Source organism: Actinomadura chokoriensis, assembly GCF_041463665.1.
GTDB classification, from domain to species: Bacteria; Actinomycetota; Actinomycetes; order Streptosporangiales; family Streptosporangiaceae; genus Spirillospora; species Spirillospora chokoriensis_A.
The window spans coordinates 1-24015 of the sequence record NZ_JAXCEJ010000026.1; the positions used below are offsets into that span (position 1 = coordinate 1).

The 24015-nt window shown below is 69.1% G+C and carries 21 protein-coding genes; 7 read left to right on the plus strand and 14 right to left on the minus strand.

Going from position 1 to position 24015, the window contains the following annotated elements:
* Positions 1-251: 251 nt before the first annotated feature.
* Entirely contained in the window at positions 252-3710 is a 3459-nt protein-coding gene (locus SM418_RS30980) for a hypothetical protein (RefSeq protein ID WP_371944841.1), read from the plus strand.
* A gap of 306 nt (positions 3711-4016) precedes the next feature.
* On the opposite strand, the gene SM418_RS30985 is transcribed toward SM418_RS30980, so the two are convergent.
* Complete coding sequence (locus tag SM418_RS30985) at positions 4017-4799, minus strand: oxidoreductase (protein ID WP_371944842.1); 783 nt, start codon at positions 4797-4799, stop codon at positions 4017-4019.
* A gap of 80 nt (positions 4800-4879) precedes the next feature.
* Positions 4880-5458, minus strand: a complete 579-nt coding sequence (locus SM418_RS30990; protein WP_371944843.1) for a TetR/AcrR family transcriptional regulator — start codon at positions 5456-5458, stop codon at positions 4880-4882.
* Between the two features lie 890 nt (positions 5459-6348).
* Here SM418_RS30990 and SM418_RS30995 point away from each other — a divergent pair.
* The 4 genes from SM418_RS30995 to SM418_RS31010 all read left to right on the plus strand — a co-directional run bounded on the left by SM418_RS30995 (position 6349) and on the right by SM418_RS31010 (position 9014).
* The gene (locus SM418_RS30995; RefSeq protein ID WP_371944844.1) at positions 6349-6837 is read left to right on the plus strand and encodes an ATP-binding protein; all 489 of its coding nucleotides are present in this window, start codon (positions 6349-6351) and stop codon (positions 6835-6837) included.
* 269 nt (positions 6838-7106) lie between these two features.
* A complete protein-coding gene (locus SM418_RS31000) occupies positions 7107-7442 on the plus strand; it encodes a hypothetical protein (RefSeq protein ID WP_371944845.1) in 336 nt (111 codons plus the stop codon).
* A gap of 82 nt (positions 7443-7524) precedes the next feature.
* Positions 7525-8520, plus strand: coding sequence for a hypothetical protein (locus tag SM418_RS31005; protein WP_371944846.1), 996 nt, complete (start codon positions 7525-7527; stop codon positions 8518-8520).
* Positions 8521-8624: 104 nt separating this feature from the next.
* Entirely contained in the window at positions 8625-9014 is a 390-nt protein-coding gene (locus SM418_RS31010) for a ParB N-terminal domain-containing protein (protein WP_371944847.1), read from the plus strand.
* A gap of 210 nt (positions 9015-9224) precedes the next feature.
* On the opposite strand, the gene SM418_RS31015 is transcribed toward SM418_RS31010, so the two are convergent.
* From SM418_RS31015 to SM418_RS31035, 5 genes are all read right to left on the minus strand, one after another.
* A complete protein-coding gene (locus tag SM418_RS31015) occupies positions 9225-10253 on the minus strand; it encodes a hypothetical protein (protein WP_371944848.1) in 1029 nt (342 codons plus the stop codon).
* 412 nt (positions 10254-10665) lie between these two features.
* Positions 10666-11664 carry a hydroxymethylbilane synthase gene (hemC, locus tag SM418_RS31020; RefSeq protein ID WP_371944850.1) on the minus strand — a complete coding sequence of 333 codons (999 nt, stop codon included), beginning with the start codon at positions 11662-11664 and terminating at the stop codon, positions 10666-10668.
* A gap of 236 nt (positions 11665-11900) precedes the next feature.
* Entirely contained in the window at positions 11901-12380 is a 480-nt protein-coding gene (locus SM418_RS31025; RefSeq protein WP_371944852.1) for a hypothetical protein, read from the minus strand.
* Positions 12380-13018: a hypothetical protein gene (locus SM418_RS31030; RefSeq protein ID WP_371944853.1), complete on the minus strand. Its 639-nt coding sequence runs from the start codon at positions 13016-13018 to the stop codon at positions 12380-12382. The genes SM418_RS31025 and SM418_RS31030 overlap by 1 nt, the downstream gene beginning before the upstream one ends.
* Positions 13015-13320, minus strand: coding sequence for a hypothetical protein (locus tag SM418_RS31035; RefSeq protein ID WP_371944854.1), 306 nt, complete (start codon positions 13318-13320; stop codon positions 13015-13017). The genes SM418_RS31030 and SM418_RS31035 overlap by 4 nt, the downstream gene beginning before the upstream one ends.
* Before the next feature lie 390 nt (positions 13321-13710).
* Here SM418_RS31035 and SM418_RS31040 point away from each other — a divergent pair, with 390 nt between their 5' ends.
* Together SM418_RS31040 and SM418_RS31045 are read left to right on the plus strand one after the other, a co-directional pair.
* A complete protein-coding gene (locus SM418_RS31040; RefSeq protein ID WP_371944855.1) occupies positions 13711-14595 on the plus strand; it encodes a helix-turn-helix domain-containing protein in 885 nt (294 codons plus the stop codon).
* Positions 14592-14792, plus strand: coding sequence for a DUF397 domain-containing protein (locus SM418_RS31045; RefSeq protein ID WP_371944856.1), 201 nt, complete (start codon positions 14592-14594; stop codon positions 14790-14792). Before SM418_RS31040 ends, SM418_RS31045 begins: the two co-directional genes overlap by 4 nt.
* Here the strand turns inward: SM418_RS31045 and SM418_RS31050 are convergent.
* From SM418_RS31050 to SM418_RS31080, 7 genes are read right to left on the minus strand one after another with little or no spacing between them, the layout of a single operon-like run.
* A complete protein-coding gene (locus SM418_RS31050; protein ID WP_371944857.1) occupies positions 14758-15813 on the minus strand; it encodes a C40 family peptidase in 1056 nt (351 codons plus the stop codon). The two genes, SM418_RS31045 and SM418_RS31050, sit on opposite strands and share 35 nt — an antisense overlap.
* Positions 15804-16724, minus strand: coding sequence for a replication-relaxation family protein (locus SM418_RS31055; protein ID WP_371944859.1), 921 nt, complete (start codon positions 16722-16724; stop codon positions 15804-15806). Before SM418_RS31055 ends, SM418_RS31050 begins: the two co-directional genes overlap by 10 nt.
* Positions 16721-19180, minus strand: coding sequence for a type IV secretory system conjugative DNA transfer family protein (locus SM418_RS31060; protein WP_371944860.1), 2460 nt, complete (start codon positions 19178-19180; stop codon positions 16721-16723). The genes SM418_RS31055 and SM418_RS31060 overlap by 4 nt, the downstream gene beginning before the upstream one ends.
* Positions 19177-20982 (minus strand): VirB4 family type IV secretion system protein, encoded by a 1806-nt coding sequence (locus SM418_RS31065; protein ID WP_371944861.1) that lies wholly within the window; start codon positions 20980-20982, stop codon positions 19177-19179. Before SM418_RS31065 ends, SM418_RS31060 begins: the two co-directional genes overlap by 4 nt.
* On the minus strand, positions 20979-21401 hold the full coding sequence (locus SM418_RS31070) for a hypothetical protein (protein WP_371944862.1): 423 nt from the start codon (positions 21399-21401) through the stop codon (positions 20979-20981). The genes SM418_RS31065 and SM418_RS31070 overlap by 4 nt, the downstream gene beginning before the upstream one ends.
* Entirely contained in the window at positions 21398-22363 is a 966-nt protein-coding gene (locus tag SM418_RS31075; RefSeq protein WP_371944863.1) for a PrgI family protein, read from the minus strand. The genes SM418_RS31070 and SM418_RS31075 overlap by 4 nt, the downstream gene beginning before the upstream one ends.
* Complete coding sequence (locus SM418_RS31080; RefSeq protein ID WP_504230351.1) at positions 22360-23991, minus strand: TrbL/VirB6 family protein; 1632 nt, start codon at positions 23989-23991, stop codon at positions 22360-22362. Before SM418_RS31080 ends, SM418_RS31075 begins: the two co-directional genes overlap by 4 nt.
* Positions 23992-24015 lie beyond the last annotated feature (24 nt).

Genomic DNA, 24015 nt, shown 5'->3' on the forward strand with positions numbered 1-24015 from the left:
CTCGACCACGGCCACCGGACCGCGCTTCTCGTCGGGCTCGGCCACCACGGCCTCCGTCTTCACTTCAGTCATCATCAGGTGTCACTCCTTGATCAGGAGTTACACCGAAAACCGTACAGTCCCCACCGACCAGACCCGGTCACCACCGAGACGCTCTACAGGTGTCCGAGGGAACTTCTGTGTGAGCGTCCGGTCGGGCCTGGGCAGGAAGGGACGTTGTCTCGGCGGAGGGGATGTGGTCGGCTATCGGCGTGGACGTCGACCAGTTCTTCAGCTACGGGCCGCGCGCTCCATTCGAAGTCCAACATGTCTTCACCGACCGGGAAGGGCCGATCCGAGCCTTTCGGGACCGGTTCGCGCAACTGGCCGAACGGTCGTGGACCGTCGAGGAACTCCTCGATTTCCAGCGGCCGGCGTCCAACCTCATCGCCGTGTCCGGCGAGGGCGGGATCGGTAAGTCCACGCTGGCCCGGCACGTCGCGGAACTGGCGGTGACCGGGAAGCTGGACGGCCTTCCGCCGCGCGGCGCGCATGCGGTACTGGACTTCGCCGACCCTGCCAGTTCCAGTTTCGAGGCCGTTCTGCTGCGGGTGCGTGCCGCCCTGGCGCCGCTGGCCAGGTCGTGGCCCGCGTTCGATGTGGCGCTGGCCGTCTACTGGCAGCGCAAGCACCCGGGGGAGTCACTGACGGCGTTCCTGCGGAAGGAGACCACGGCGGAGTCCCTCGGCGTCGCCGACCAGGTCGGGGCCGCCGTCGATCAGCTCCTGGGCGGTTTCGGTGCGCTATCGGTGGCCTACCGGGCGCTGAACCTGCTCGGCAGGACCGCGACGCAGAAGGCCCGACTGAAACGGCTGCGCGCGGACTTGCCCGCTCTCGATCCGATCCTCGGGGAGCAGGACCCGGACCGGATGCTGGGCTACATGCCGGTACTACTGGCCGCCGACCTGGAACGAGCACGGCGCAAACAGCCGTCCCTGGCGCTGTGCGTGCTGGACACGCTGGAGAACGTCCAGCGTCCACCCACCGAACGCGGCGGCCTGGAGGACCTGGTCTCGCGGTTGGTGTACCTGATGCCGAACGTGGTGTTCATCGCGGCCGGACGGCTCGCGCTGCGCTGGCACGACCCGGGCAAGGCCGTCGCGTTGACCTACGGCGGCGAGCGGCGCTGGCCGGGGCTCGCCGACGAGGACCAGCTCGGGCTCGGCGGGTTCGACCAGGCATCGGCCGAGGCGTATCTGACGGCACGGCTCACCGTGGACGGGACCCCGGCAATCGGGCCCGCAATCCGGGAGCGGATCATCGCGGGGTCGGGCGGGTCCCCGCTGTACCTGGATCTGTCGGCGGAGTTGTTCGGGCAGTACCTCGCGCGGGACGAACTGCCGCCCCTGGAGGTGTTCGGGCTGGGCTTTCCCGAGTTGGTGCTGCGGACGATGCGGGATTTGTCCGCGACCGACCGCGACCTGTTGCGGACCGCGTCGTTGCTGGAGGCGTTCGACGAGGACGTCCTGCACGCGGTGCTGCCGCATCTGCGGCTGCGGCAGATCGAAAGGTTCGTGCAGCGCCCGTTCGTCCGCCGCGACGAGACGGTGTGGCCGCCGTACCGGCTGCACGAGAACCTGCGCCGCAGCGTCATCGACTGCGACGCCGACACCGACGACGGCTGGACACAGACCGAACGCACCCGCAACGCCGAACGCGCCATCGAGCATCTAACGCATGCCGCGCTGGCGGTATGGGACGACGACGTCGACCATCCGCTGCCCTTGGGTGTGCGGAGCAGGCGATGCGTGGCCGCGTTCCTGCTGGTCCTCAATGCCGCGGACGAGCATCGGCTGGCACCGGAGTCTCTCGGTGATGTCGCCTACAGCCTCACGGTTCTCGGGCACTGGCAAGTCCTGTCGTCCCTGCCGCGGCTGGGCTCGCCGGAGCTGGACCGGTTGACCGCCGTGGCGCGGCTGACCGCACGCGGCGATATGAACGCCGAGGACCGTTACCGCGAACTGCGCGAGCTGATCGGTGAACCCGACGGGCCGTTCGCGGACTACTACCGGCACGAGCTGGCGAGCCGCGCGCACATCGTCGGCCAGGTCGAGGAGGCCGCCGACCATCTGTCCGGGATCGAGGCCACGTCATTGATCGGGGCGAGCGCGCGGTTCGGCCTTGCCGACAATGCCCTACGCCGCAGCGACTACCGGTCTGTGTCGCGGCTGATGGACGGCGCGTCCCAGGCCGGGCCGGACGAGGTGCGGGCCGCTGACCTTCTCGGCCACGCCCACCTGCAGAGCGCCCGGTTCGCCGAGGCTGCTCGCTTCTTCGAATCGACGTTGCAGGCGGCACGGGAGGCCAACGCGCCCCTGTGGGAAGCTCGCGCGCTGCGGCATCTGCTGCTGGCGCTGATGTGGTTCGACCCCGACCGCACGCTGTCGCTTCTTGGCCGCGCCCGTGAACTCAACAGCTCGGCCGGCGAAGCGATCGGGCTCGCCCAGTGCGACATGGCCGAGGCGATGGCGCGGGCGCTGCGAGGCGAGCGCCACACCGCCGCCGATCTGCTGGACGCGGCGGCGCGAAGGTTCGGTGAACTCGGGGCCTCCCGTGAACTGCTGCCCGTCGAGGCGTTGCAGGTCCTGCTGGACGCCTCGGGCGGACGCACCCAGCAGGCCGCACGGACCGCACGGAGGCTGGGTGAGGACTGCCTTCCGGTCTGGGGGCCGGTCACCCGGTCATGGGCCGGTCTGGACGCCGACTTCGCGGCCATCGAGTGGTTGGACGATCCCGAGTCGGCGCAACGCCGCTGGTCGGAGGCTTTGTCCCGGCTACAAGTACCGATCTGCGGGCCCCTGGACGTCGGCGACCGCCGCGCGCTGATCCCGACCGGCCGCGTGCCCGAGACCCTCGTGGAGGCCGCGATCCGCGGCGCACTGGCCAGCCCGGCATTCGATGGCCCACGCGACCTCGCCGCCGCGCTGGCGACGCTGGGTTCCGACGGCGTCGTGCCGGGCGCGCGGACGGTGGTGAAGGTGCGCCGACGGCTGCACGAACGACTGGAGACCGTCCGCGCATTTGAGGAACTACGCGCCACGGCAGGCGTCCTGGCGCCTCGTCTGCTGGACGCGGGCAGGGTCGGGGAGGCGTGGTGGGCCGTTCTGGAACGCCTCCCGGGCGTGCCTGCGGACCGTCCGACACCCGCACGCCAGCGAGACCTGGGACGCCAGCTCCGGCTCTGGCATTTCCGGCCGCCAGGCGAGAGCCTGCGGCTGGACGATCCCGGCGCGCTGGGCGTCCTGCTGGGCTGGGCGCGGACCTCCAGACCAGACGCCTACCCGACCCTCGCCGAACACTTCGACGCAGCATGCCGAGGGTTCCCCATCACCGCGATCCATGGCGACGTCGCCGTTTGCCATAACGCGCTGTTCGACGGCGACGTCCTGACCGGGTTGCTCGACCCGGGCGCGACCGAGGCCGGGCCGCCGATGCTCGACCTCGCCTGGTCACTGGCCGTCGACATGCCGCGCGGCGCGCAACCCGGGCCCCTCCTGGACGGCTACGGTCAGGACGCCGTCGACCAGGACGCACTGGCTGCGCTGCTGCCGCTGATGATGCTGCGTCGCCTCATCGACGCCCCGTCCCTCGGGCTCGCCGAAACCGACGGCGCATGGATCACCAGATGGCTACGTGATCAGCGACCTGACCTGCTCACCCTGGTTCAATGAGCCCGGCCCGGCAGGCGCACGCGGACGGGATGGAGTTGTCCAGCACCGTTCGCGGGCACGGCGAGCCGCTCACAGCCGCCAACCTACGGGCCGCAGCGGCGCCCAACCCGAGATCCTCAAGGCGTCCGCGGTTGTCGTCAACGCTTGTAGTTCGACAGTGACTGGTCAGCAGCCTGTGGATATGGGCTACCGACGAAACTCTTTGATCAGCGGGAACGTGAGCCCCCCGCTACCCTGGACTCCACGCTAAGTAAGATCATCTTCCACTCTTCGTCGTGGGAGCGGTATAGGGCGCCGGCATGCGTCTCACACCGCCTTGATGCCGCCACCCTCAACGAGGTAGTCGGCGCCGGTCATGCTCGCCGCGCGGTCTGAGGCAAGGAACGCGACGACGGCCGCGACCTCGTCGGGTTCGACCATGCGGCCGGTCGTCATGCCCATCGCTGCGGGTACCCCGGCCACGAAGTCGCGGTGCTCGACGCCGTTCGCCTCGGCGAGGCGGGCACCGAAGCCGTTGTCGTCCTCCCACATGCCGGTACGTGTCGGGCCGGGGGAGACGGTGTTCACGCGTACGCCTTGGGGGCCGAACTCCTCGGACAGCGCCTTGCCGAACGCGTTGAGGCCCGCCTTCGCGGCGGCGTACTCGATCGGGCCCGTGCCCGGCAGGCGCGCACTCATCGACGAGATGTTCACCACCGAGCCGCGGCGTTCCACAATGCTCGGCAGCAGTCGGCGGGAGACCCGGACCGTCCCGAACAGGTTGACTTCGAAGCTCTGTGCCCACAGGGCGTCGTCGGTCGCGAGGAATCCATCCAGGGCGAATGCGTCTCCGCCGCCTAGATTGTTGACCAGGATGTCCACGCCGCCGAGTTCGGCGAGTGCCTGCGCCGCCAACTGCTCGGCGCCTTCCGGTGTACTCAGGTCGGCCGCGACCGGGTGAGCCCCGGTCCCCTTCAGTTCGGCCGTGATCGTTCGGGCCGCGCCGACCACTCGGACCCCCTCGGCGATGAGCTGCCGCGTAATCGCAAGGCCGACACCTCGGCTGGCTCCGGTGACGACCGCTGTTTTCCCGACGAGATCGAGTTCCATGTCAGACTCCTCCTTGCAGATTTTTGAACTGAAAGTACAAAATTTGCCCACGAAAAATCCATCACCCCCGACAGGGCTGATTACAGTGCCTCCATCGCCGCGTCCACGACCCGCCTCAACTGCGTGGCGTCCTCGGCGGTCTTCGCCATTACTCGCATGCCGATGACCGTTGCGAGCAACCAGGCAGCCACCGCCTCCCCGTCGCGTCCGCCGTCGATCTCGCCGGCCCGCTGGCCTTCCTCCACGGTCGCCCGGAATGCGCTCTCCGTACGCGCGAACATGTTGCGCACGATGTCGGCCGTCCCGGCATCCGAGGAAGCCAACTCGGCAGCGGTGTTGACCGCCATGCAGCCGCGCCGATCCCGGTCGCTCAAGTCGAGATCGACCAGGGCGACCAGGGCGCCCCGCAGCCGGTCCTTCGCCGAACCGGGATGGTCGAGGAGCTCCGCCAGCCAAGCGGCCTGTGAGTCGCGGTAGCGTGCCAGCGCCCGTTCGAACAATGCGTGCTTACTGCCGAAGGTGTTGTACAGACTGCCCTTGCCGATGCCGATCTCGTCCACGAGGTCCTGAGGTGTCGTCGCCGCGTACCCCTTCCGCCAGAACACGTCCATCGCGCGCTCTACCGCCACGTCCGGATCGAACTGCTTCGGCCTCCCCATGGCGTTACGGTAGCAGGATTTTTGACCTATGGGTCAAGTAGTCGCCTCTCTGGGGTGCCTGGCCTGCGGGGCCGGCTTCCCTGCGGCGCGGTGTTCAGCAGCGGATTCTGGCCGCCACCGGCAGGTGGTCGCTGCTGATCGACCGGGGTCTGACGTCGCCGAGTCCGGAGGCGATCGAGTCGGCTGCCTTGGCCGAGGCCCGAGCGCGGATTGCTGGGCTGGGAACGAGGTGAAGATCCTGCGCAAGGCCACCGCGGCGGTCGAGCAGGTGGTGCCGCCAAAAGCCCGGTTCGCCCTCGTGGCCGAGTTGGCGGTTGAGGGCATCCCGGTCAAGCAGGCTTGTCTTGCGCTCGGAGTGTCCCGGTGGGGCTTCTACGACGCCCGCACGCGCCCGCCCTCCGCCGCTCTACCCGCCAGGCGTAACCACGAGCACAACACACCCACACACAGCAAAAGCCGGGCCGGGCGGCCACTGGAGTCCACCGGGTTCGATGAAGCCCTTCAAGCCAGTCATGATCTTGGCTGGCAGGGAGGAGAATCACCGCGATGGCAGCACCACGCAAGTACCCCCAAGAACTCCGGGACCGGGCCGTGCGGCTCGCGCTGAAGTCCGATCGGCCGATCGCGCGGATCGCCGCGGATCTGTTCCATCAACACACCAGCGCCGACCGGCGCCAGGTAAACCGGACTTCATCGAACCCGGTGGACTCCACTTCAGGATTATCTGGAAGTTTGCGCATGTTGTGCATCAAGTGCACTGCTTCGATGAAGGAGTATTCCCGGCTTGACTAATCGATGCGAGCTGTTCCTTGATGGTGACCGGTTCGCCACGTGAATTCGCCGCTAATAAGAATGCGGCGGCGGGGTGGCCGATCGGGAGGATTCAAGGAATGCCGAGATTCAACCTGGAACCCACGGCCTCGGTGATGGGCGCGTCGATGTCCTGGCGGCGCGTCTTCCCAGGGCGGGCGGATCAAATTCCACTGGCGCGGCAGTTCGCCATGTTCCTGTTCGCCGAGACCACGATCGCCTCGGACGTGGGCTTCGTGGTGACCGAACTCGCCTCGAACGCGGTACGCCACACTCGATCGGGCCAGCACGGCGGGCAGTTCGCCGTCGAGCTGGTCCACGGCGGCCTGGCCTACGTCGGCGTCAGTGACCTCGGTGGCGGCGGCTTCCCGACCGTGAGGCACGACCCGCTCAACGGACCGGTCGAGAGCGAGGGCGGGAGAGGGCTGCGGGCCGTCTCACAGCTCGCCGCGATGCTCGGCGTCCACGGAAACCCGAGTGAGGGGCACACCGTCTGGGCGGACCTGATCTGCGTCGACAAGCCGCACGACGACCCGCCGCAGGTCACGCCGGTCAACCCGGCCGCATAGGCGGGACCAGCCTGTCCAAACCAGGCTGGTCCCGCCCTCCAGGCTAGGGCCAAGCCCAGGTCCCGTCTGCACCTTGGTCAGGTGCGGGCGGGACCTTTGCTCGTCCGCGAGACCGAAGTAGCTGGGCAACCGGGGGTGCGATCGGGGGAGTGATCGGGGGGTTGTCTATGGGCACCCCGCCCTGTCATCGGTGTCGCCGCAGGTCAACGCGCGCCCCGGGTGGGGCGGCGGTGCGCCCGGATATCCCCCAAGGGGAACATGCATAGGGGGTGCTCGCTCACAAGAAAAAATTCTTCGTCGACTTCCTGTGGGCAAATACCTCCCGCCTTTCCCTGCCAGCCACTAAAGCCTTCATGGACACCAGCGGCACTGCCGCCGCATGGAAGGAGAACGAGAAACGCCCGCCTCACGGCACGAGTCGACTCCTCCCGACATGCCGAGCCAGAACGCGCGAGTCCGACGCAATGACGTTCGAGGATTGGTGCCGAGCTTCGGCCAAGGCCGCCAGGGCCGGTCCGATCATTAAATTATTGTTTACTGAGGTAAGCCTCTCCAGCCGTTCCGGCGACAAAATTCGTCGGCGCTCCGTGTTGCATTCGCCGTGACGTCGAGAAATGGTCGTCATGGCGGACGACGCCGGGCGGGAAAGCCCCGCCGAATCGTCCGCAATTCAGGAGGCAGAAAACAATGGCGAACACCAACACCACCGCGACCGCTGACACGGCCACCACCGCCCCGGCGAACGGCACGGCGGACGGACGCCCGACCGGGGCGGCCGGGGCCGTGTGGGACGCGCTGAACGCCGCGCCGGACGGCGCGACGGTGACCGCGCTGACCGAGGCGTCCGGCACCAGCCGCGCGACCGTGACCAAAGCCCTGACAGCGTTCGCCGACGCCGGGCGCGCGGTCCGGGCGGCCGGTGAGGGCACCGGTCGGGGCCGTACCCCTGACGTGTGGTCCCCGGTCGCCCCCACGGCCACCACCGGGACCGGTGACGCCGCCCCGTCCGCCCCGGCGGACGACACGGCCACCGACACCACGACCGCACCGGACGCCACCACCGGGACGGGCGTCATCTCACCGGACACCCTCGCTACCGCGATGCAAGTCCTGTCGGACGAGGCCGACCGGCGCGCGGCGGCGGCCGACGCGCTGCGCAAGGCACAAGACGAGGAGGCCGAACGGCGCGCACGGGTCGACGCCGAACTGCGCAAGGCCGAGCAGCGCGAAACCGCCCGCGTGATCCTGACCGACCTTCTGAGCACGGTCACCACCACCCTCGCCGCGATCGCGGCCGACGACGACGAGCGGATCGCGAACGGCATGGAAGACATCGCGCGCTACGCCGGTAGCGTCCGCCGCACCACGCGCGCCACCACCGGCACCCGCACGGGCACCGGGACGCGGACGCCACGCGCGACCGGCGACCGTGGCGCACCGTCGCCGCTGCGGCCCCTGGTCGCCGGGCACCTGAACGCGTTCCCCGACCTGGAATTCACGCCCGGTGAGATCGCCAAAGTCCTGGACCGGTCATCCGGGGCCGTCGCCAACGCCCTCGACACCCTCGTCGGACGGGGCGAGGCCGTCCTGACCTGTGAGCGGCCCCGCCGCTTCCGCGCGGCCAGCCCGGCCACCACCAGCACGGACACCGGAAGCGACGCGGACAGCACGAACGCCGCGTGACCCATAGGCGGGGCGGACGGGTAGCAGCCCGTCCGCCCCGTCATGACGCGGGGTCTCACGACCCCACCCACGCAATGAGGTTGTCATGACGAAGGAGACGCTACATGTCCGGTGACACGACCGGCACGACCTCGAACGACACGGAACACGACCCCTGCGACCAGGTGTTCGTCCTGCTCGGGTGGGCATGGGACGTCACGCTCGCCGCACGGGCGGCCACGCGCTACCCGGTCACGCTCGCGAACGTGTCGGAGATCGGCGCGCTCGGCGCACTCATCCGCATCGACCACGACTACGCGGAAACGGTGGACCTGTCCCGCCCGCTGCTGGCCGTGCCGCTCCCCGAGGTGCGGACACCGATCGTGATCGACGGATGGCACCGGATCCACAAGGCCCGGCAGACCGGCGTCACCGAGTTGCCGGTCATCTTCCTGGACGGCGACGACGAGCGCGCGTGCCGACTCATGGGCGGCGGCATCAAACGCCGCTGGTAGACCGGCAGGACATCAGCACGACGCGCGACAGGGCCCGGGTAGGCGGAACGCCACCCGGGCCCCGTGCGCGCGGTGGCGGGTGCGGCCCCGTGCGCGCGGTGGCGGGTGCGGCCCCGTGCGCGCGGTGGCGGGTGCGGCCCCGTGCGCGCGGTGGCGGGTGCGGCCCCGTGCGCGCGGTGGCGGGTGCGGCCCCGTGCGCGCGGTGGCGGGTTACGTGCCTGCTGGGAGCAGGAGCCCCGGTGCCGAAGGTGGTAGGCCAAGAGCGGTAACGTCGACGCCGGTCGCAGCGCGCAAGTTGACTTCGCAGCCCTCAAACCGTGCTTCTTCGAACGTGATTTCGCTGCCACAAATCTGCGCGTCCCCAAAGTATGCTTTTCCTGCGGAAAAGCGGACACGGTCAAACCATACTTCGGTTCCGGAGAATTGTGCTTTTGGAAACCAAACCTCTGCGCCGCAGAAGTGAGTCAAGCCAAATGATAGCTCGCCTCCCGAAAAGTCTGCTCCAACGAACCAGATGACGCCACCCTCGAAGATGGCGCCTTGAAACGAAAGTTCTCCACCGAGTAGTTCAATGTTGGCGAATACAACTTCGCCGCCTGAGAGCTTGGCATTGTGGAGCCATACGTTGCCGCGGATGATGCGAGCGCTGTTGAAAGTCATGACGCCACCTGAGATTTCGATGTCGAAGAACGGGACGTCGCAGTCGATCACAGCGCCCGTGAAGTCGAAATTATGCCCTGTCCAAGATGAACCCGCTCCGCCTCGCAGATGCGTGCCGATGATTGCCCAGATCGTTCGGCGTACCTCGCCCATCGAACGCAAGCGGATCGAGCGTTCGACTGTGGCATCGGCCGGAGGTTCCTCCTCATAGGGCATCCGCAAGTAAGCACAGAGAACATCAATACAGGTTTGGCGACCGGCAGGCCAGTCGTCGGCCAGCCCGGCAAGGGCATGGACCCCCGCCAGCCGGACCGCCGGGCTCTCGTCTCCTAGTTGACCGCATGCGGCGGCAAAACGCTCGTTGAATAGGCGGGTTGTTTCGCGGTCCTCTTTGGCGTGCTCCAGGCGAGCCGCTGCCTCAGTTACACGCTGCCGCCGATAGGCAACGACCAACGCGATTACTCCACCCACCCCAGCAATTGCAGCGAACGCAAGCTTAATCACATCAAAAAACTGTACGAGAGGCACCGTTTGGGAAGTTTGAAGCCCCGGCGTTCCCAGGATCAGCAGAATCGACACTACAAGGCCGGCTGCCCCTACTACGGCCATCACCAAGGCCCCGGCCAATGCTGCGCCAATAGGCACCAAACGCGGTCCGCCTACTTCCCCGGGGGGCGCTTGGCCATCGGACGCCGGTGGCCGAGAGGAACTGGGTTGCATCGTGGACTCCCGGGGCACGATTCGAGCGTGTCACCCTCTTGGACTCCGCAGGGGACGTTCTGGTTTCCCCCGACTGGGACGGTCGACTTCTGAGTGCGAACATCTCCCGGTCAGCTTTCAGGAGTCCTGCCCTGTTCGGTGAAGAGGGTTTGGCCTCGCCGTTAGGCTTGCAGGGTGAGCCGGACCCGTTCGGCGATGGTTGGGTGAAGCCACTCGTTGAGGGTGCGCTGGTCGCACCATTGGAACCCGACGATCTCGTAGCCACAGGGGTTCAGTGCAGGCGGGTGCCGGCGATGATGCTTCGGGCGTTCTTGCGGGTCAGGCTCGCGGCGACGAAGGCGCCCAGTTCGTAGGCGTGTTCGGGGGTGTCCCACTCGTGGGCGTAGGCGAAGGTCGCGCCGTCGCGGCTGAACACCATGCCGATGAGGCTGAGCTGGCCGTCGTCGGTGGTGTGGCAGTGCCCTGCTATGGGGCTGTTGCAGTGCCCTTGGAGCGCGTGCAGCATGGTCCGCTCGGCGAGGATGTGGGTGCGGGTCTGGGCGTCGTCGATGACCTGGAGGAGTTCGACTATGCCTTCGTCGGCCTTGCGGCATTGGACGCCGACGACTCCGGCACCGATGGCGGGGCACATCTCGTCCAGGCTGAGAAGCTGCGAGATGCGGTGCTGCATACCGACCTTGGCCAGGCCGCCGCCCGCCAGGACCAGCGCGTCCACCTCCCGCTCCTCATCGAGGCGGGTCAGCCGCGGGACGACGTTGCCGCGGAACCGCTGCACGTTGAGGTCGGGCCGCGTCCGCAGGAGCTGGGCCTTGCGGCGGACGGCGGAGGTCCCGATACGCGCTCCGGGCGGGAGGTCGCCGATGGTGGCGTGCTTGGAGCCGTCGGGGAAGACGACGGCGTCGCGGACGTCGTCTCGCTGGAGGTAGGCGGCGAAGACGAATTCCTTGGGCAGGGGGACGTCGCCGGGGACGTCTTTCATGCAGTGCACGGCGGCGTCGATCTGGCCCATCATCAGCGCTTTGTCGATCTCCTTCATGAACAGGCCCTTGCCGCCCAGCTCCGACAGGTCGCCCTTGTGCCGGTCCGCCGAGGTCTCGATGGGGACGTACTCGATGTCCAGGCCGGGCATGACGGCTGCGAGGGTGTCGATGACGCGCCGGGCGTAGGCGCGGGCGAGGTGGCTGGCGCGTCCACCGAGCCGCAGCGCTCGCTCGGGCAGCGCGTTCTCGAAGTACGCGGCGGCGGGCGCCAGAGGGCTGCTCGAACCCATGGGAACGATGGTCATGTCGGTGTCTTCCGGGATGTCGGGACGGTGGACGGCGCCTCACCGAGCGTAGCGGCGAGGGTGAGAGCTGCATGGCTGACCAGATGGAGGACCGGACAGGAACGGATGAGGGTGGCGGCTTTCGTCTGGGGCCTGGATGGGTCCTGGAACCGCGCGAGCGCCGGCGGTTCCAGGACCCGCGCCCCGGAGCGTGCCCCTCCCCGCGCTTCGGGGCGTGATCTCTACGGCGGTCCGGAGCGTTGCGGGATCGGGTCCGCACCCAAGGTGCGCATCTGGGCCTGCAACCGGTCGTGCCTGTCGATCTCGGCCCGTTCGGGCTCCACCCGGGAGTCCGGTCCGCGCTCTGCTGCCTGGGTTGCCTTTCTGACGAGCGTGATGTGCTCGTCCACGGTCTGTTCAAGTTCGAGACGGACCTGCCTTTGGCACTCGTCGATCGTCCGGCGGAGTAGCCCGTGCATGGTCATCGCCTCGTCCCACATCTTGGCGACGACGCCGAGGGCCGCTCCGATGGCCTCGTCGGCGGGGCGGCGCTTCATGCTCGCCAGATCCGCGGTTGCGCGGTCCTGCACGTAGACCGTCATCAGGCCGACGCGCAGGTAGGGGATGCCGTGCTCGAACAGCCGGTCGGCGAACAGGGTGGAGATCAGCGCACCCATGGCCTCGGGCCTGGCGGTGTACCCCATCGGCCCGCTTGCGGTCATCAGGGTGCTCCCAGCGTGCGCAGCGCCGCCTTCACCTGGACCACGGCCTCGGTGGGGTTGTCGGCCTCGCACAGCCAGACGCCGCCGCCCCAGGTGAACCACCAGCGGTCACCGTCACTGGCGCGGCGCCGGCACTCGATCGCCAGCCCGCGCGAGGCCGCATCCCGGGTGACGCGCATCCGCTGCTCGCTGAGCATCTCGGGAGAGAGTTTCTGCCCGCGCAGCAGGTTCGCCAGCGCGGCCAGGAACGCCGCGCTTTCCGAATTTTGCGAGCCGGGGGCGTTCCTCATCGGGGTGCCGGTGCCTGTGGGACTGTCCGGCGGGCCTTCGTCATGCTCGCTGTCGGTGCGGGACGTCAGGTAGTGGCGCAGGGCCCGCAGTGTCGGCGGACCGTTGGTGCCCAGCTTGGCGACGATCTCCAGTTCCGGTTTGAGGTACCGCCGCGGCGACCGCTCGCAGTCCTGGGCGACCGAGATGAGGCCCTCTTCCTCCCAGCGCATGAGTACACCGGACCTGAGACCGGTGATGGCGAACGCCTCGCGCACGGAGATCCACGGGCCGTCGGCGATGGTCATGCCGTTGGTCTCGGCGACCTTGCCGACGTGCTTGCGGGGGTAGTCCGATACCACCAAGGTCATGCCGCTGCCGCCTCTTCCATCTTGATTCTGATCAGGTGGGCCGTCACCTTCGTGTCGCTCGCCGGCCGGATGGGCTCGCCCGCGCGGGTGTCGTAGAACCACCACGCCCCGTCTGGGCAGTAGCGGCACCCCACCGTGACGACCCGCCCTGGCGTGCCCAGGGGGATCACGTTGAGGACCAGGTACCCCTGCACCTCGGTGAAGGCCGTGACGATGCCCTCCATAGGGGCGAACGCGTTCGAGAGGCGGGCCAGGAACGTGATGCGCTCGTGCTGGGGAATCAGGGTGGCGGGGCCGCGCACCTGACTCGGCTCCGGACGCGGGGGGATTCGACGCGCTCCGGGAGGCCGCACGTGTGCTCCCACGGGGTCAGGTTCCGAGGGTGCGGTCGTAGCCGTCCGTGCGTCGGTATCCGTCGATGATCTTCATGATCGGGCCTTTTCAGTGTGGGGTGTTGGTTCCTGCGGGGTGGCGGAGCGCGGAACGGGCGCCCTGACCGGCTCGCCGAGATCACGGATTGTTGTGAACTACCTCCGTGCTGACTCCGAGTAGAGCACCATGAAAACCGGCACTGCAAGGCTTCATGGTGATTCTCCGAGCCGAATTTCCGCAGGTCGGAGAGCCATTGCGAATCGTGCGGGGGGATGCTTTCATTTCGAGTGAAAGACCGCCCCGGGATGGAGGTGAAGCGGATGACGGAAGCCGCAACGGGGTCGACCGTCCCCCGGAGGCAACTCGGCCGGTACCTGCGCGAACTTCGGACAAACGCGCGTCTAACCGTGCAAGCCGCCGCGAAAGCGCTCGAATGGTCCGAGGCGAAGATGTGGCGGATCGAGACCGGACAAACGTCCCTACGATCTCACGACGTCGAGACCATGTGCCGCGTCTACGGCGCACCCGATCATCTGAAAGTGGCCCTCATGGGCCTCGCCAAGGAAACCAAGGGAAAGGGGTGGTGGCACGCCTACGGCGACGTCATCCCGGACGGCTTCGACCTATTCATCGGACTGGAGGAAGCAGCACGCAGCCTTGAAGAGTACTCGCCTGAACTGGTCCCAGGTCTGTTCCAGACCCCCAACTATGCCCGCACGGTGATCCGGAACAACACGCGCCTAAAGGACGAGGACATCGACCGTCGGGTGCAACTGCGAGTCCAACGCCAGACGCTGGTGACCCGCCCGACATCACCTCCCACGCTCAGGGTTACTCTGAACGAAGCCGTCATCCGCCGAGTCATCGGCGGACCGACGGTCATGGCAGCCCAGCTCGACCGACTCGCAGAAATCAACGAACTCCCAAACGTCTCCATCCGCGTCGTTCCTTACGAGGCGGGCGCGCATCGAGGGCTCGACACCGGACCATTCAAGATCATGCGATTCCCGACCACGGGAGACGGGCGCGATCATGAACCGCCCACGGTGTATGTGCAAGGCTTCACCGGGGCGCTTTACCTGGACAAACCCCGCGAGATCGACCGCTACGCCGAGGCGTTCGTGATCATCTGGGACAACGCCCTCCCCCCAGAGGACAGTTCGGCGCTGTTCCGCCAGACAGCAAGGGAGATGAACAGACCATGAGTGCCGACTTCACTGCGGCCAAGTGGCGCAAGAGCAGCCGCAGCAACTCCGAGCAGGACTGTGTGGAGGTCGCGCAGGCGTCGGCCGCGATCGGTATTCGAGACAGCAAGAGCCCTCAGAGCGGCCACCTCGCGATCGACCGATCCGCGTTCGAGGACCTGCTCACGCGCGTGAAGGCTGGCTGCTTGGGCTTCTGAGCACCCCCTGGACGCCCCGGCGAGCATGTGCCCGCCGGGGCTCCGTGTGTTCCGGTCTCACTCTGAGTAGTGGACGGGTGGTGCCCATCCAGTCGGGGCGGTGATAGGTCTCGATGCCGATGGCTGGGCGGCAAGTGGAGCAGCGGGCGGCGATCATTTGGCCGTGGCCGATGACCAGCCCGACGTGGCCGGGGTTGGTGGTGGAGGTGCCGGGGCCGGAATTGAAGAAGACGAGGTCGCCGGGTTGGGCTTGGTTGTTGGGTACGCGGACGCCGAAGGGCCATTGGGTGAAGGTGGTTCGTGGGATGGTGAGGCCGGCGGCTGCGTAGGCGGCTTGGACGAGGCTTGAGCAGTCCCAGGCGTTGGGGCCGGTGGCGCCGAAGACGTAGGGCTTGCCGCGTTGAGCCATCGCGAAGGCGATGATCTTTGCGATGGTTTCGTTGGGTGCGGTGATGGCGGCGGCTTCGGTGCACTCGACCGGTGGCGTGGCCTCGGTCGGGGTGCTTCCGGTGGTGGGCGTCGCCTTGTAGTTGCGGGCGCGGTTGAGGACGTCGTCGACGTAGGTGTTGCTGTGGTTGTAGGCGAAGAGAGCGGCGCGCATCTTGGGTGGTGCGCCGTTGTGGCGGAGGTAGTTGGCGGCGGCGGGGATGGCGTCGGCCGGGTCGTAGCGGTCTTTCTTGCCGTCGTGGTTGCCGTCGACGCCGAAGCTGGCCCAGGTGCCGGATAGGAACTGCATCGGGCCCCCGGCTCCGGCATGGTTCTCGCCGGACTGGACGCCTGGGGCTTTGGAGCGTCCGTGGTCGGACTCGATGGACCCGACGGCGGCGAGGATCTCCCAAGGGATGCCGTACTCGGCTGCTGCTTTGCGGTAGAGGCCGAGGTAGGTGGCGGGGATTCCGGCGACTGGTGGCCCACCCGCCTGCTGTCCGCATGCGTCGGATGTGGACGTCGAGCCGGCGACGGCACCGATGAGAACGACCGCCAGGACCACGAGGGCGACCAGGAGCGCGATTACCGGCAACCGGCGTCCTCCGTCCTGCTGTGGGTGCCGGTCGGTGGCGGGAATGCGTTGGGCAGGTCTGTCAACCGGCGGCGGGGGCCGTCCTGCCCTGCCGGTAGCCATACGGGTCCGGCGGGGCCGCTGGTGGCGGGGTCGGCGGGTGTGTGGACGGCCGTGGCGACCGGGACCGGTGGTGTCCCCAGCAGGGCCCGGAGATGGGCTTCGCGGCGGGCGTTGGGCAGCCAGAACAGGACTGGGGTGGCGATGCCGGTGGCCTCGGTGAGGGCCTCGTAGCCGTTGAGTTTGACGGCGACTTTGGCGAGGGTGACGCTCCCGGTGTCGTGTTCGAGGAAGAAGTCGACCGTTGCCGGCCCTGGGATTCCCGCGGTGGTTTCAGACCATCGGCCGTAGGCGTCTGGGCGGGCGAGGTCTCCCCATAGTTGGGTGCAGCGGCGCTCGGGCCACCATTTGTCGAGGTGGGCGCCGTGTGTGTGGCGGGCGTGGGCGTGGAGTTGGGCGAAGAACTCGTTGACGCCGACCTGGTGGGCCAGGTGTCGGGAATGGCTGATCTGGAGTGCGGTGGTGCGGCGGTAGCCGAGTCCGGACAGGGTGGTGTCTCGGTGGGCGGCCAGGCATTGGGCGCCCAGGGGACCGAGGACCCAGTGATAGGGCGCCGCTCCGACGGGAACCCAGGGCTGGAAGCGTTCGAGGGCCTTGAGGCGGAACAGTTGCAACAGCCGGTCGCGGGCCTTGCCGGGCGTGGTGAAGAAGATGGCGGCGAGCTGGTGCGTGGTGAGGACGCGGTGTTCCCAGACCAGCTCCAGGATCGCCTGGTCGCGGTCGGTGAGACGTCCGCGGAGTTCGAGGAACAGTTCGGGTGTTGCTCGTCGTGGCGTGCTGGCCGTCCGGCGCTGGCGGATCGTCGTCTTCAACGTGACCGGTTCTCCTCGGCGGACGCCTGCTCGATGCGCGGGTCCCCTGACAGGGGCTTGTTTGTGCTGCTGGAGGGCTTGGTCGTTGTCACGCGTGGCGCGAAGCGTTGGCGGGAGGCGGCGCGGATGTGGTCGGCGCGGCCGGGGATCGGTTCGCGGAGTAGGCGGGTGCGGAAGGTGAATGCCTGGGTTGGCTGGCCGCCGGTGACTAGGCGTCCGGTGGCTTGGTAGGCGCCCAGGTGGGCGAGGTCGTGGGCGGACAGGACGGGGCCGGCGTGCCCGGCGAGGTCGGTGGCGTCTTCGGGTGAGGCGGCGAAGTAGATCTTGTTGCGGGCGTCGGCGGAGACCGCGTCGCGCAGGTCCTTGGGCAGTTGGGACAGGTGCTGGTGGGCCAGGACGAGCGAGAGGCGGTAGCCGCGGGCCTCGGCCAGGATGTCGGACACCGAGCCGGGCAGGTTGAGGAAGTTGTGGCACTCGTCGATGTAGGCGGCCGAGTCTGGCCGCTCGTCCTCGGGTAGCGCGGCGCGGCGGGTGACGCCTTGCCAGGTGTGCGCGAGCAGCAGTGAGCCCATGAGGCGGGCGGCGTCTTCGCCGAGGATGCCTTTGGGGAGGCGGGCCAGGACGAGGCCGCCGTGGTCGAGGTGCTGGGCCAGGTCGACGGTCGAACGGGTCGCCGAGAGGGCTTGGTGGACGAACGGGCGGAGCAGGACGGCGCGGAGTTTGTTCATCACGGGACCGATCGCGGCTGCTCTTCCGGCCGGTGACAGCTCGTCGTATCCGGCCCAGAAGCCGCGTAGAAGGTCGTCCGACAGCCGTCCGACCACGCGGGCGCGGAAGGCCGAATCGGTGAGGAGCTGCGGGATTTGGGCGAGGGTGGCGCGGGAACCTTGGGCGCGTATGAGGCTCAGGCAGGCCGACCGCAACAGGTCCTCTAGGCGTGGCCCCCAGGACGAGCGGAAGCAGCGGTGGAAGGTCGACACGACCGAGTCCACCGCGAACGCCGGGTCAGGGCCGGACAGGATCCCGACCGAGGGCGGCGGTGCCAGGTCGGACGGGTCGAACACCACCGTCCGGCCCGCCATGCGGCTCGGGAGCCGGTCCAGGACGTCGGCGACCAGGTCGCCTTTGGGATCGATGACCAGGGCACCGCGGCCGTCGTCGGCGTCGCCCAGGATGAGCGAGGCGAGCAGCGTGGATTTACCGACGCCGGTCTGGCCGAGGACGTGGACGTGCTGGCGTGCCCCGACGACCGGCATCGCAACGGGACGGGCGTGGCCTGCGTCGGCGTCGCCTAGCACCCGCGCGGCCCCGTGCTCGGTGTCGGGGCCGGTGGGCACGTTGGGGGACGGGGCGACCGGTCGGGCTCCGGCACGCGTGATCGCGGGCGCGTCGGGATCGAGCGGCAGGTGGGCGAGGGCGGCCAGCTCGGCGGCGCCCAGCAGGTAGCCGCGTCCCAGGTGGCGCTTGGCCAAGGTGAGGGCCGGGTCCCGGAGCCTGCGGCGGCGTAGGTGCTGGTGGCCGGAGGCGTACAGCGCGGCGACCGATGCCAGGGCGTGGGCTCGTCCGCGCAGCCACTTGTCGGCGTTGGTGGTGCGGGGTGTGGCGACGGCGTAACGGATGTCGACCTCGAACCGTGGTTGCGTCGCCTTGGCCAGGATCGCGCGGATCTGCTCGGCCCGTTCCGGGTGCATGCTCGCGTGAGCGGTACCGGTTGGCTGGCCCGGGTGACCGGTGCGTGTCCCGGGTGTGATCAGGTCGAAGAAGAAGCCGCGCGACGTTGCCGGGTTTCCGCCTTTCAGCCTGGACGCGACGCGGTGGGCGCGTGCCAGACGGCGGCCCGTGACGGGGCGGGCGAGGATCTGGACGGCGGCGCATTGGCCCTTGTCGAGCCCGGAAACCGCGCCGAGGAGAGGGCGGATCGGGTCGGCGTGGTGATCGGTCTTCAGCGGATAGGAGTCCTCGCGCGACAGCACGAGACGCCCTCCGGCCGCTTGGACGGACGGCGGGATGGGAGGCGCGGCGGCACGGGTCGTGGTGGTGGCGCCCGGCCAGGCGGCCCGGATGGTCTCCTCGACCATGCCGGGCGGCACCGCCCCGGGAACCCAGATCTGTACTTGCACCCCGGCGGCGCTGGCGACGTACTCGAACACCAGGTACGGCTGGCCCAGGATCCAGCGCTTCCATGCCGGGACGAGCAGGCCGGTCTGGTGGGCCCACCATGCGGGCGCACTCGCCGGATCGACCTGGGGTGGCACGGACACGGTGATCAGCCGGGCGTCGCGCGCGACCCGCTGCGCCTGCCGGCGCTGCACCGCCGCGCGCGCGAGATTGAAGGCCAGGACGGCGGCTCCGGTTGCCAGAGCGGCTGTCGGCCCGTAATGGGCGACCAGAACGGGGATGCGTCCGGCCTGGTCGAAGATGTGCGTCCACTCGGGGACATCGCTGGTCGAGGTCATAGCGGGTCGGTCTCCTGTCCGTCGTTGCCGAGCAGTTCGGCGGGATCGGTGGTGATCACCTTGTGTTCGGCGGGGGAGGAGATGGCGGCGAAGGCCGCCCGGTCGCCGGCGTTGCCGCCGCACAAAAGGCCCTCGCCGCGTTCGGCCGACAGCAGGAACGCGCGCTCGCCCTCGGACAGGGCGAACGCGTCGCCGACCGCGGCGATGGCCTGGGGTGCCTGGCGGAGCAGGATCTGGGTCGCTGAATTGGCGACGACGGCGCGGCCGAGGTCGGAGGCCAGCAGGTCGGCGGCGTCCTGGGTGACGACGGTCAGCCCGGCCCAGTGCTTGCGGGCGGACTTGGCGAGCCGGTAGAGGAAGCGGGCTCCCTCGGCCTCCTTCATCAGCATCCACGCCTCGTCGACGATGACGAGGCGGGGGCGGCGGTCGGCGGGGTTGGCGACCTTGCGCCAGATCGCGTCCAGCGCGAGCAGCACCCCGACGGACTTGACCTCCTCGGGCAGGTCCCGCAGCGAGAACACCACCAGATGCCCGTCCGGACGGGTAGTCGTGGCCTGCGCGAACAGCTCCTTGTAGGACCCGGTGACGTACGGGGCGAGACGTTCGGCGATCGCCTCGCCCTCGGGATGGGAACTGGCGGCGAGCTGTTCGACCAGGTCGGCCAGCAGCGGCGCCGGACGCGTCCAGGTGGCGGGATCGGAGTTGATGCCCCTGGAGGCGTAGGCGGCCAGGACGGCACGATCCAGGACAGGACGCGCGGCGGACTTCAGAGCCTCACCGAGCATCGCGGCGACGAGCGTCTGAGTGAACAGGGCACGGCGGATCAGCGTGTCGTCGCCCTGATCGGCGGGCAGGTCGAACGGGTTGAACGCCACCCCCTTCGCGCCAAGGCCCAGGTGCGTGCCGCCGGTCGTCTCGGCCAGGGCCCGGTACTCGTCCTCCGGATCGATCACCGACACCTCGACGCCGTGATACAGCAGCCGCAGCGCTTCGAGCTTGGTGAAGTAGCTCTTGCCCGCACCCGACCGGGCCAGGACGACGGAGTTGTGGTTGTCCTGGGCGAACCGGTCCCACACGACGACGCCGGAGCTGGCGACGTTGACCCCGTACAGGACCTCGTTGGAGCCGGTCGGCGCGTTCAGGTCCGGGGACGCGAACGGGAACGACGCGGCCAGGGCGGAGGTGTCGAAGGTGCGGCGCTGCCGGATCGCGTCCGTTTCGAGCGGGAGCGTCGACACCCAGCCCTGCATGGCGCGGAAGGTGGTCGGCTGGGCGTCCAGCAGCAGGGACGCGGCCAGGGCCCGCACCTGCTGAACCTCGGCGTCCAGATCCGCGGTGCCCCAGGCGTGCACCGTGAGGTAGAGGCCGACACGGAACAGGCGGCCGTCTCCGCGCGCCAGCGACGAAGCCAGGTCGGCCGCATCGTCGGCGGCGGCCTCGACGCTGAAGTCGGCCAGCCTGCCCGCCTCGGCGCTGGCGCGGGCGCTGGACTCCAGGCGCGCGAGCTGCCGCCGGAGCCGCTGCGCGGCGACCATCGGCGGGATCGGCTCGACGTGCAGGGAGACGTCCAGGCGCCCGGGGTAGGTGAGCAGCGGCTCCAGCCAGCCCGCGCCGACCTCGCGCGGATACCCGGTGATCGCGAACGACGCGCAGCAGCCGTCCGGCATCTCCAGGGACGACGCGTTCACGCGGAGCGCGGCGGGCGCGAGGAGATCACCAAGCCCAACCCTCTGGTCCCGGTCATCTCCCTCGGCGGGCGTGGCCGAGGTGAGGGCAGCGCGGGCGAGGGCGGCCAGCTTCATCGGATCACGACCTGGACGGCCCGGTGACCGCTGGCCTGCACGGTCGCGGTCAGGACGCGGGCGAGGTTCTCCCGGTCGAGACTGCTCAACGCGGAGGCGGGGAACGCGCCGCCGGTGGCAAGCGCGGCGGCGACCTGGAGGACGGCGGCCTCCCCCGCCGAGCACACCAGACGCCCACAGGCCAGCGCGGCAACGGCCCGGTCCCACTTCACCCAGGCAAGCGCGCCATCGCGGCAATCCGGGGCGACGTCGCGCTCGATGAACTGTGAACGGAAGTCGGCCCGGGTCAGCCAGAACCGGTGAACGCTCAGCAGCTCGACCGCCGCGAGTTCGCCGCAGGCGCCTTGCGCGTAGCGGCGGAGCCCGCCGGCCAGCTCGTTGACGGCCGGTCGCTGCGAACGCCGATAGGTGTGCGTCATTGCGAGGCTCCTTCGCTGATGTGGGCGGTGACGGGCTGGTCCAGGTCGGCGGGCGGAGCAGGGCGCTGGTAACCGGGCGAGAACGCGTCCGACAGCACGCGGACACACGCATCGGCGTCCAGGACTTCGGCCGTGACACCCAACCCCGCCAGCGTCCGGACGGCCTCAACTGCACGGCGGACGACAACGACAGCGCCCGCCTGGCGTGCGCGTCCTCGACGTCCCGCCCCAGGGGCGGGCCGGTCGCGCACGACGATGAGCACCTCGCGCACCAGCAGCGTGCGCGAGTCGCCGAGTTCATCGAGGTAGGCGGCATGGTCTTCGGCCGCTCGCCGCAACGCCGGATGCGGCAGCTCGGGAGCGGCGTCCGCCACCCGCGCGGCGAGGTCGGACAGATCGACCGGACGGGCCCGGATCAGGATCTGCACCGGGGCCTCAAGCGAGTTCAGCCACCGTCCGAAGAACCCCACCAGCGCGGCCTGCTCGGCGGACGTGCGCAGCCCGAACGAGATCGTCCCCGCCCGCACCAGCGCGGCCGTCCCCTCACTACCCAGGTCCATGACGCCGTCTTCGCGGACGGCACGGACCGGGAACCGCAAGGCGCCCGGCAGTTGGCCACGCACCCTGCACCAGGCCGGGGCCTGCGGAATCGGCTCGGGCGCCGCGACGAGCGTGCGTCGCCGACGAAAATGATTTAGCGCGGCCAGGGCGAACCGATCCAGGCCCATCCCGTCCCGGCGGCCGAGCGCCATCGCGCACCCGGCCGTCACCAGCGGGAAGCACAACCCCGCCGCGACCGCGACCGGCAGCAACGGCGAGACGCCGACGAACACCGAAGCCGCGAGCATCGCGGTCGCGCCGAGGATGACGAGCTGACGCGTCGTGAGCCCGTACATGATCTTGTCTGGCTGCTCCACGTCGGCCGGGATTCGCGCCGACAGCGGCTCGTGATCGTCGTTCAACGGTTCCTCCTGCCATGGCGCCGGTAGCGGGGCGGGTCGAGCCGCACGAACCTGCGCGGTGCCGGACGACGTGGGGCCTCAGCGCGCCGGTAGGGCCGTGTCGGCGGCTGCGCCGGGATGCGCGGGTGCGGCCGGGCCGGGCCGCCCGCACCCGTCCGGCCGGGGACGGGCGGGACGGGCGGCCGGTGCGGTGCGCCCCTGGGTGCCGTGTTCCGCCGAGCACCGTGTCCGGCCCCGTGCGGGCCGCCACGGGCCCCGGACGGGGAACCGCTACGGGCCGCGTGCGGGGAACCGGTACGGGGCCGGTGCCGACGGTCCGGGCCGCGCCGTTCGTTGCAGCGGGGGCCGTGTCCGGGTCCGCGACCGGGACGCGGCGCTGGCCCACCGGACGGCCCACCGGACGGACCGCCCGACGGACCGCCCTGCGGGCCACCATGCGGACCGCCGGGCCTACGCGGCCCAGCACCAGGCCGGGGGAGGCGGCGACCGGCGGCCTTGGCGGCGGCACGGCCTCCTTGCCCGCCACGTATCGCCTTGCCGGCGACTCCCACTGCGGCCCCGACGCCCTTGTAGACCACGAACGACCTGACGAGTTGGCCCAGCATGCGCGGTTGAGCCGACTGCCAGACGGTCCGGGCGACCCATCGGGGAATGCACGTCAAGATGTACAGCAGAGCGATCACCAGCAGCATGTCGACGAGTTCCGCCTGATCGGTCGGTATGGCGAAGGCGGGTCGGTTGTCGCCGTGCTGAGTTAGCAGCAGCCGCAGGGCCGTGATGAACACGAACGACTGGCAGACCTGAATCGCCAATGCGCCGGTGATCCCGCGCCACCACAACCGGGCCAGGCCATCGGTGAGGGGAAGCGCGTGGAACATGAGTGCGATCGGTGCGATACCGATGAGAACCATGACGATCGCCAGCCGCATCACGTAAATGAAGGCCAGGATGCACGCCAAGACGACGACCACCAGCATGAGCACGGCGAAGAAGTGACCATGAGTGAAGATGGAGGCTTCGACGCCTTCGGCGAATATGCGTCCCGCCTGCTCCGGGTCGATCTGGTTGGCGCCGGTCATGAAGATCGACCGGGCCAATCCATTGGCGAACTGGATGCCGTAACCGATGATCAGGAGGCTGGTGTTCATCGCGATGAACGCGGCCAGCAGGCGAACGATCGCGGGTCCGGGCGCGCTCACCCCTGAGAAGGTCTGACCGGACATCAGCATGACCCCGGCGATCATCACCATCAGAATGAAGCAGGTGTTGGCTATCGTCCGCGATGTCGCCCATATCTGTTCGGCCTGCTTCATCGAGGACGAGCCGATCTCCGGAGTGGCGAGCTGGGTATCGGCCAGAAAGTCGAGCGTCGGTTTGAGAGCGCTGCGGGCCAGCGACTGGAACCACCCGGTGATCGCCTGCGTGGTCCGGCAGGGAAGATCGATCCAGGAACAGTCTTCGTCCTCGTCCCCTTTGTCGTCTCCGCTGCCCTGGCCGCCGTTGGAGGTGCCGTCGTTCCCCGGATCTACGGGGTCGGACGGCGCGGCGGCAGGTCCGACGGCCGAGACGGCGCTCGCGGGCACCGTGCCCGCGCCCGCCTCGGCGGGGGTGTGCGAGGTCAGGATCATCACGCAGGCTCCGGCCAGCAGCAC

Coding starts and splice junctions, on each gene's coding strand:
- SM418_RS31065 (WP_371944861.1), bottom strand. CDS start 20,982: ATGAAGCTGGCCGCCCTCGCCCGCGCTGCCCTCACCTCGGCCACGCCC.
- SM418_RS31080 (WP_504230351.1), bottom strand. CDS start 23,991: ATGATCCTGACCTCGCACACCCCCGCCGAGGCGGGCGCGGGCACGGTG.
- SM418_RS31010 (WP_371944847.1), top strand. CDS start 8,625: ATGTCCGGTGACACGACCGGCACGACCTCGAACGACACGGAACACGAC.
- SM418_RS30995 (WP_371944844.1), top strand. CDS start 6,349: ATGCCGAGATTCAACCTGGAACCCACGGCCTCGGTGATGGGCGCGTCG.
- SM418_RS31045 (WP_371944856.1), top strand. CDS start 14,592: ATGAGTGCCGACTTCACTGCGGCCAAGTGGCGCAAGAGCAGCCGCAGC.
- SM418_RS30990 (WP_371944843.1), bottom strand. CDS start 5,458: ATGGGGAGGCCGAAGCAGTTCGATCCGGACGTGGCGGTAGAGCGCGCG.
- hemC (WP_371944850.1), bottom strand. CDS start 11,664: ATGGGTTCGAGCAGCCCTCTGGCGCCCGCCGCCGCGTACTTCGAGAAC.
- SM418_RS31005 (WP_371944846.1), top strand. CDS start 7,525: ATGGCGAACACCAACACCACCGCGACCGCTGACACGGCCACCACCGCC.
- SM418_RS31025 (WP_371944852.1), bottom strand. CDS start 12,380: ATGACCGCAAGCGGGCCGATGGGGTACACCGCCAGGCCCGAGGCCATG.
- SM418_RS31070 (WP_371944862.1), bottom strand. CDS start 21,401: ATGACGCACACCTATCGGCGTTCGCAGCGACCGGCCGTCAACGAGCTG.
- SM418_RS30985 (WP_371944842.1), bottom strand. CDS start 4,799: ATGGAACTCGATCTCGTCGGGAAAACAGCGGTCGTCACCGGAGCCAGC.
- SM418_RS31060 (WP_371944860.1), bottom strand. CDS start 19,180: ATGACCTCGACCAGCGATGTCCCCGAGTGGACGCACATCTTCGACCAG.
- SM418_RS31040 (WP_371944855.1), top strand. CDS start 13,711: ATGACGGAAGCCGCAACGGGGTCGACCGTCCCCCGGAGGCAACTCGGC.
- SM418_RS31030 (WP_371944853.1), bottom strand. CDS start 13,018: ATGACCTTGGTGGTATCGGACTACCCCCGCAAGCACGTCGGCAAGGTC.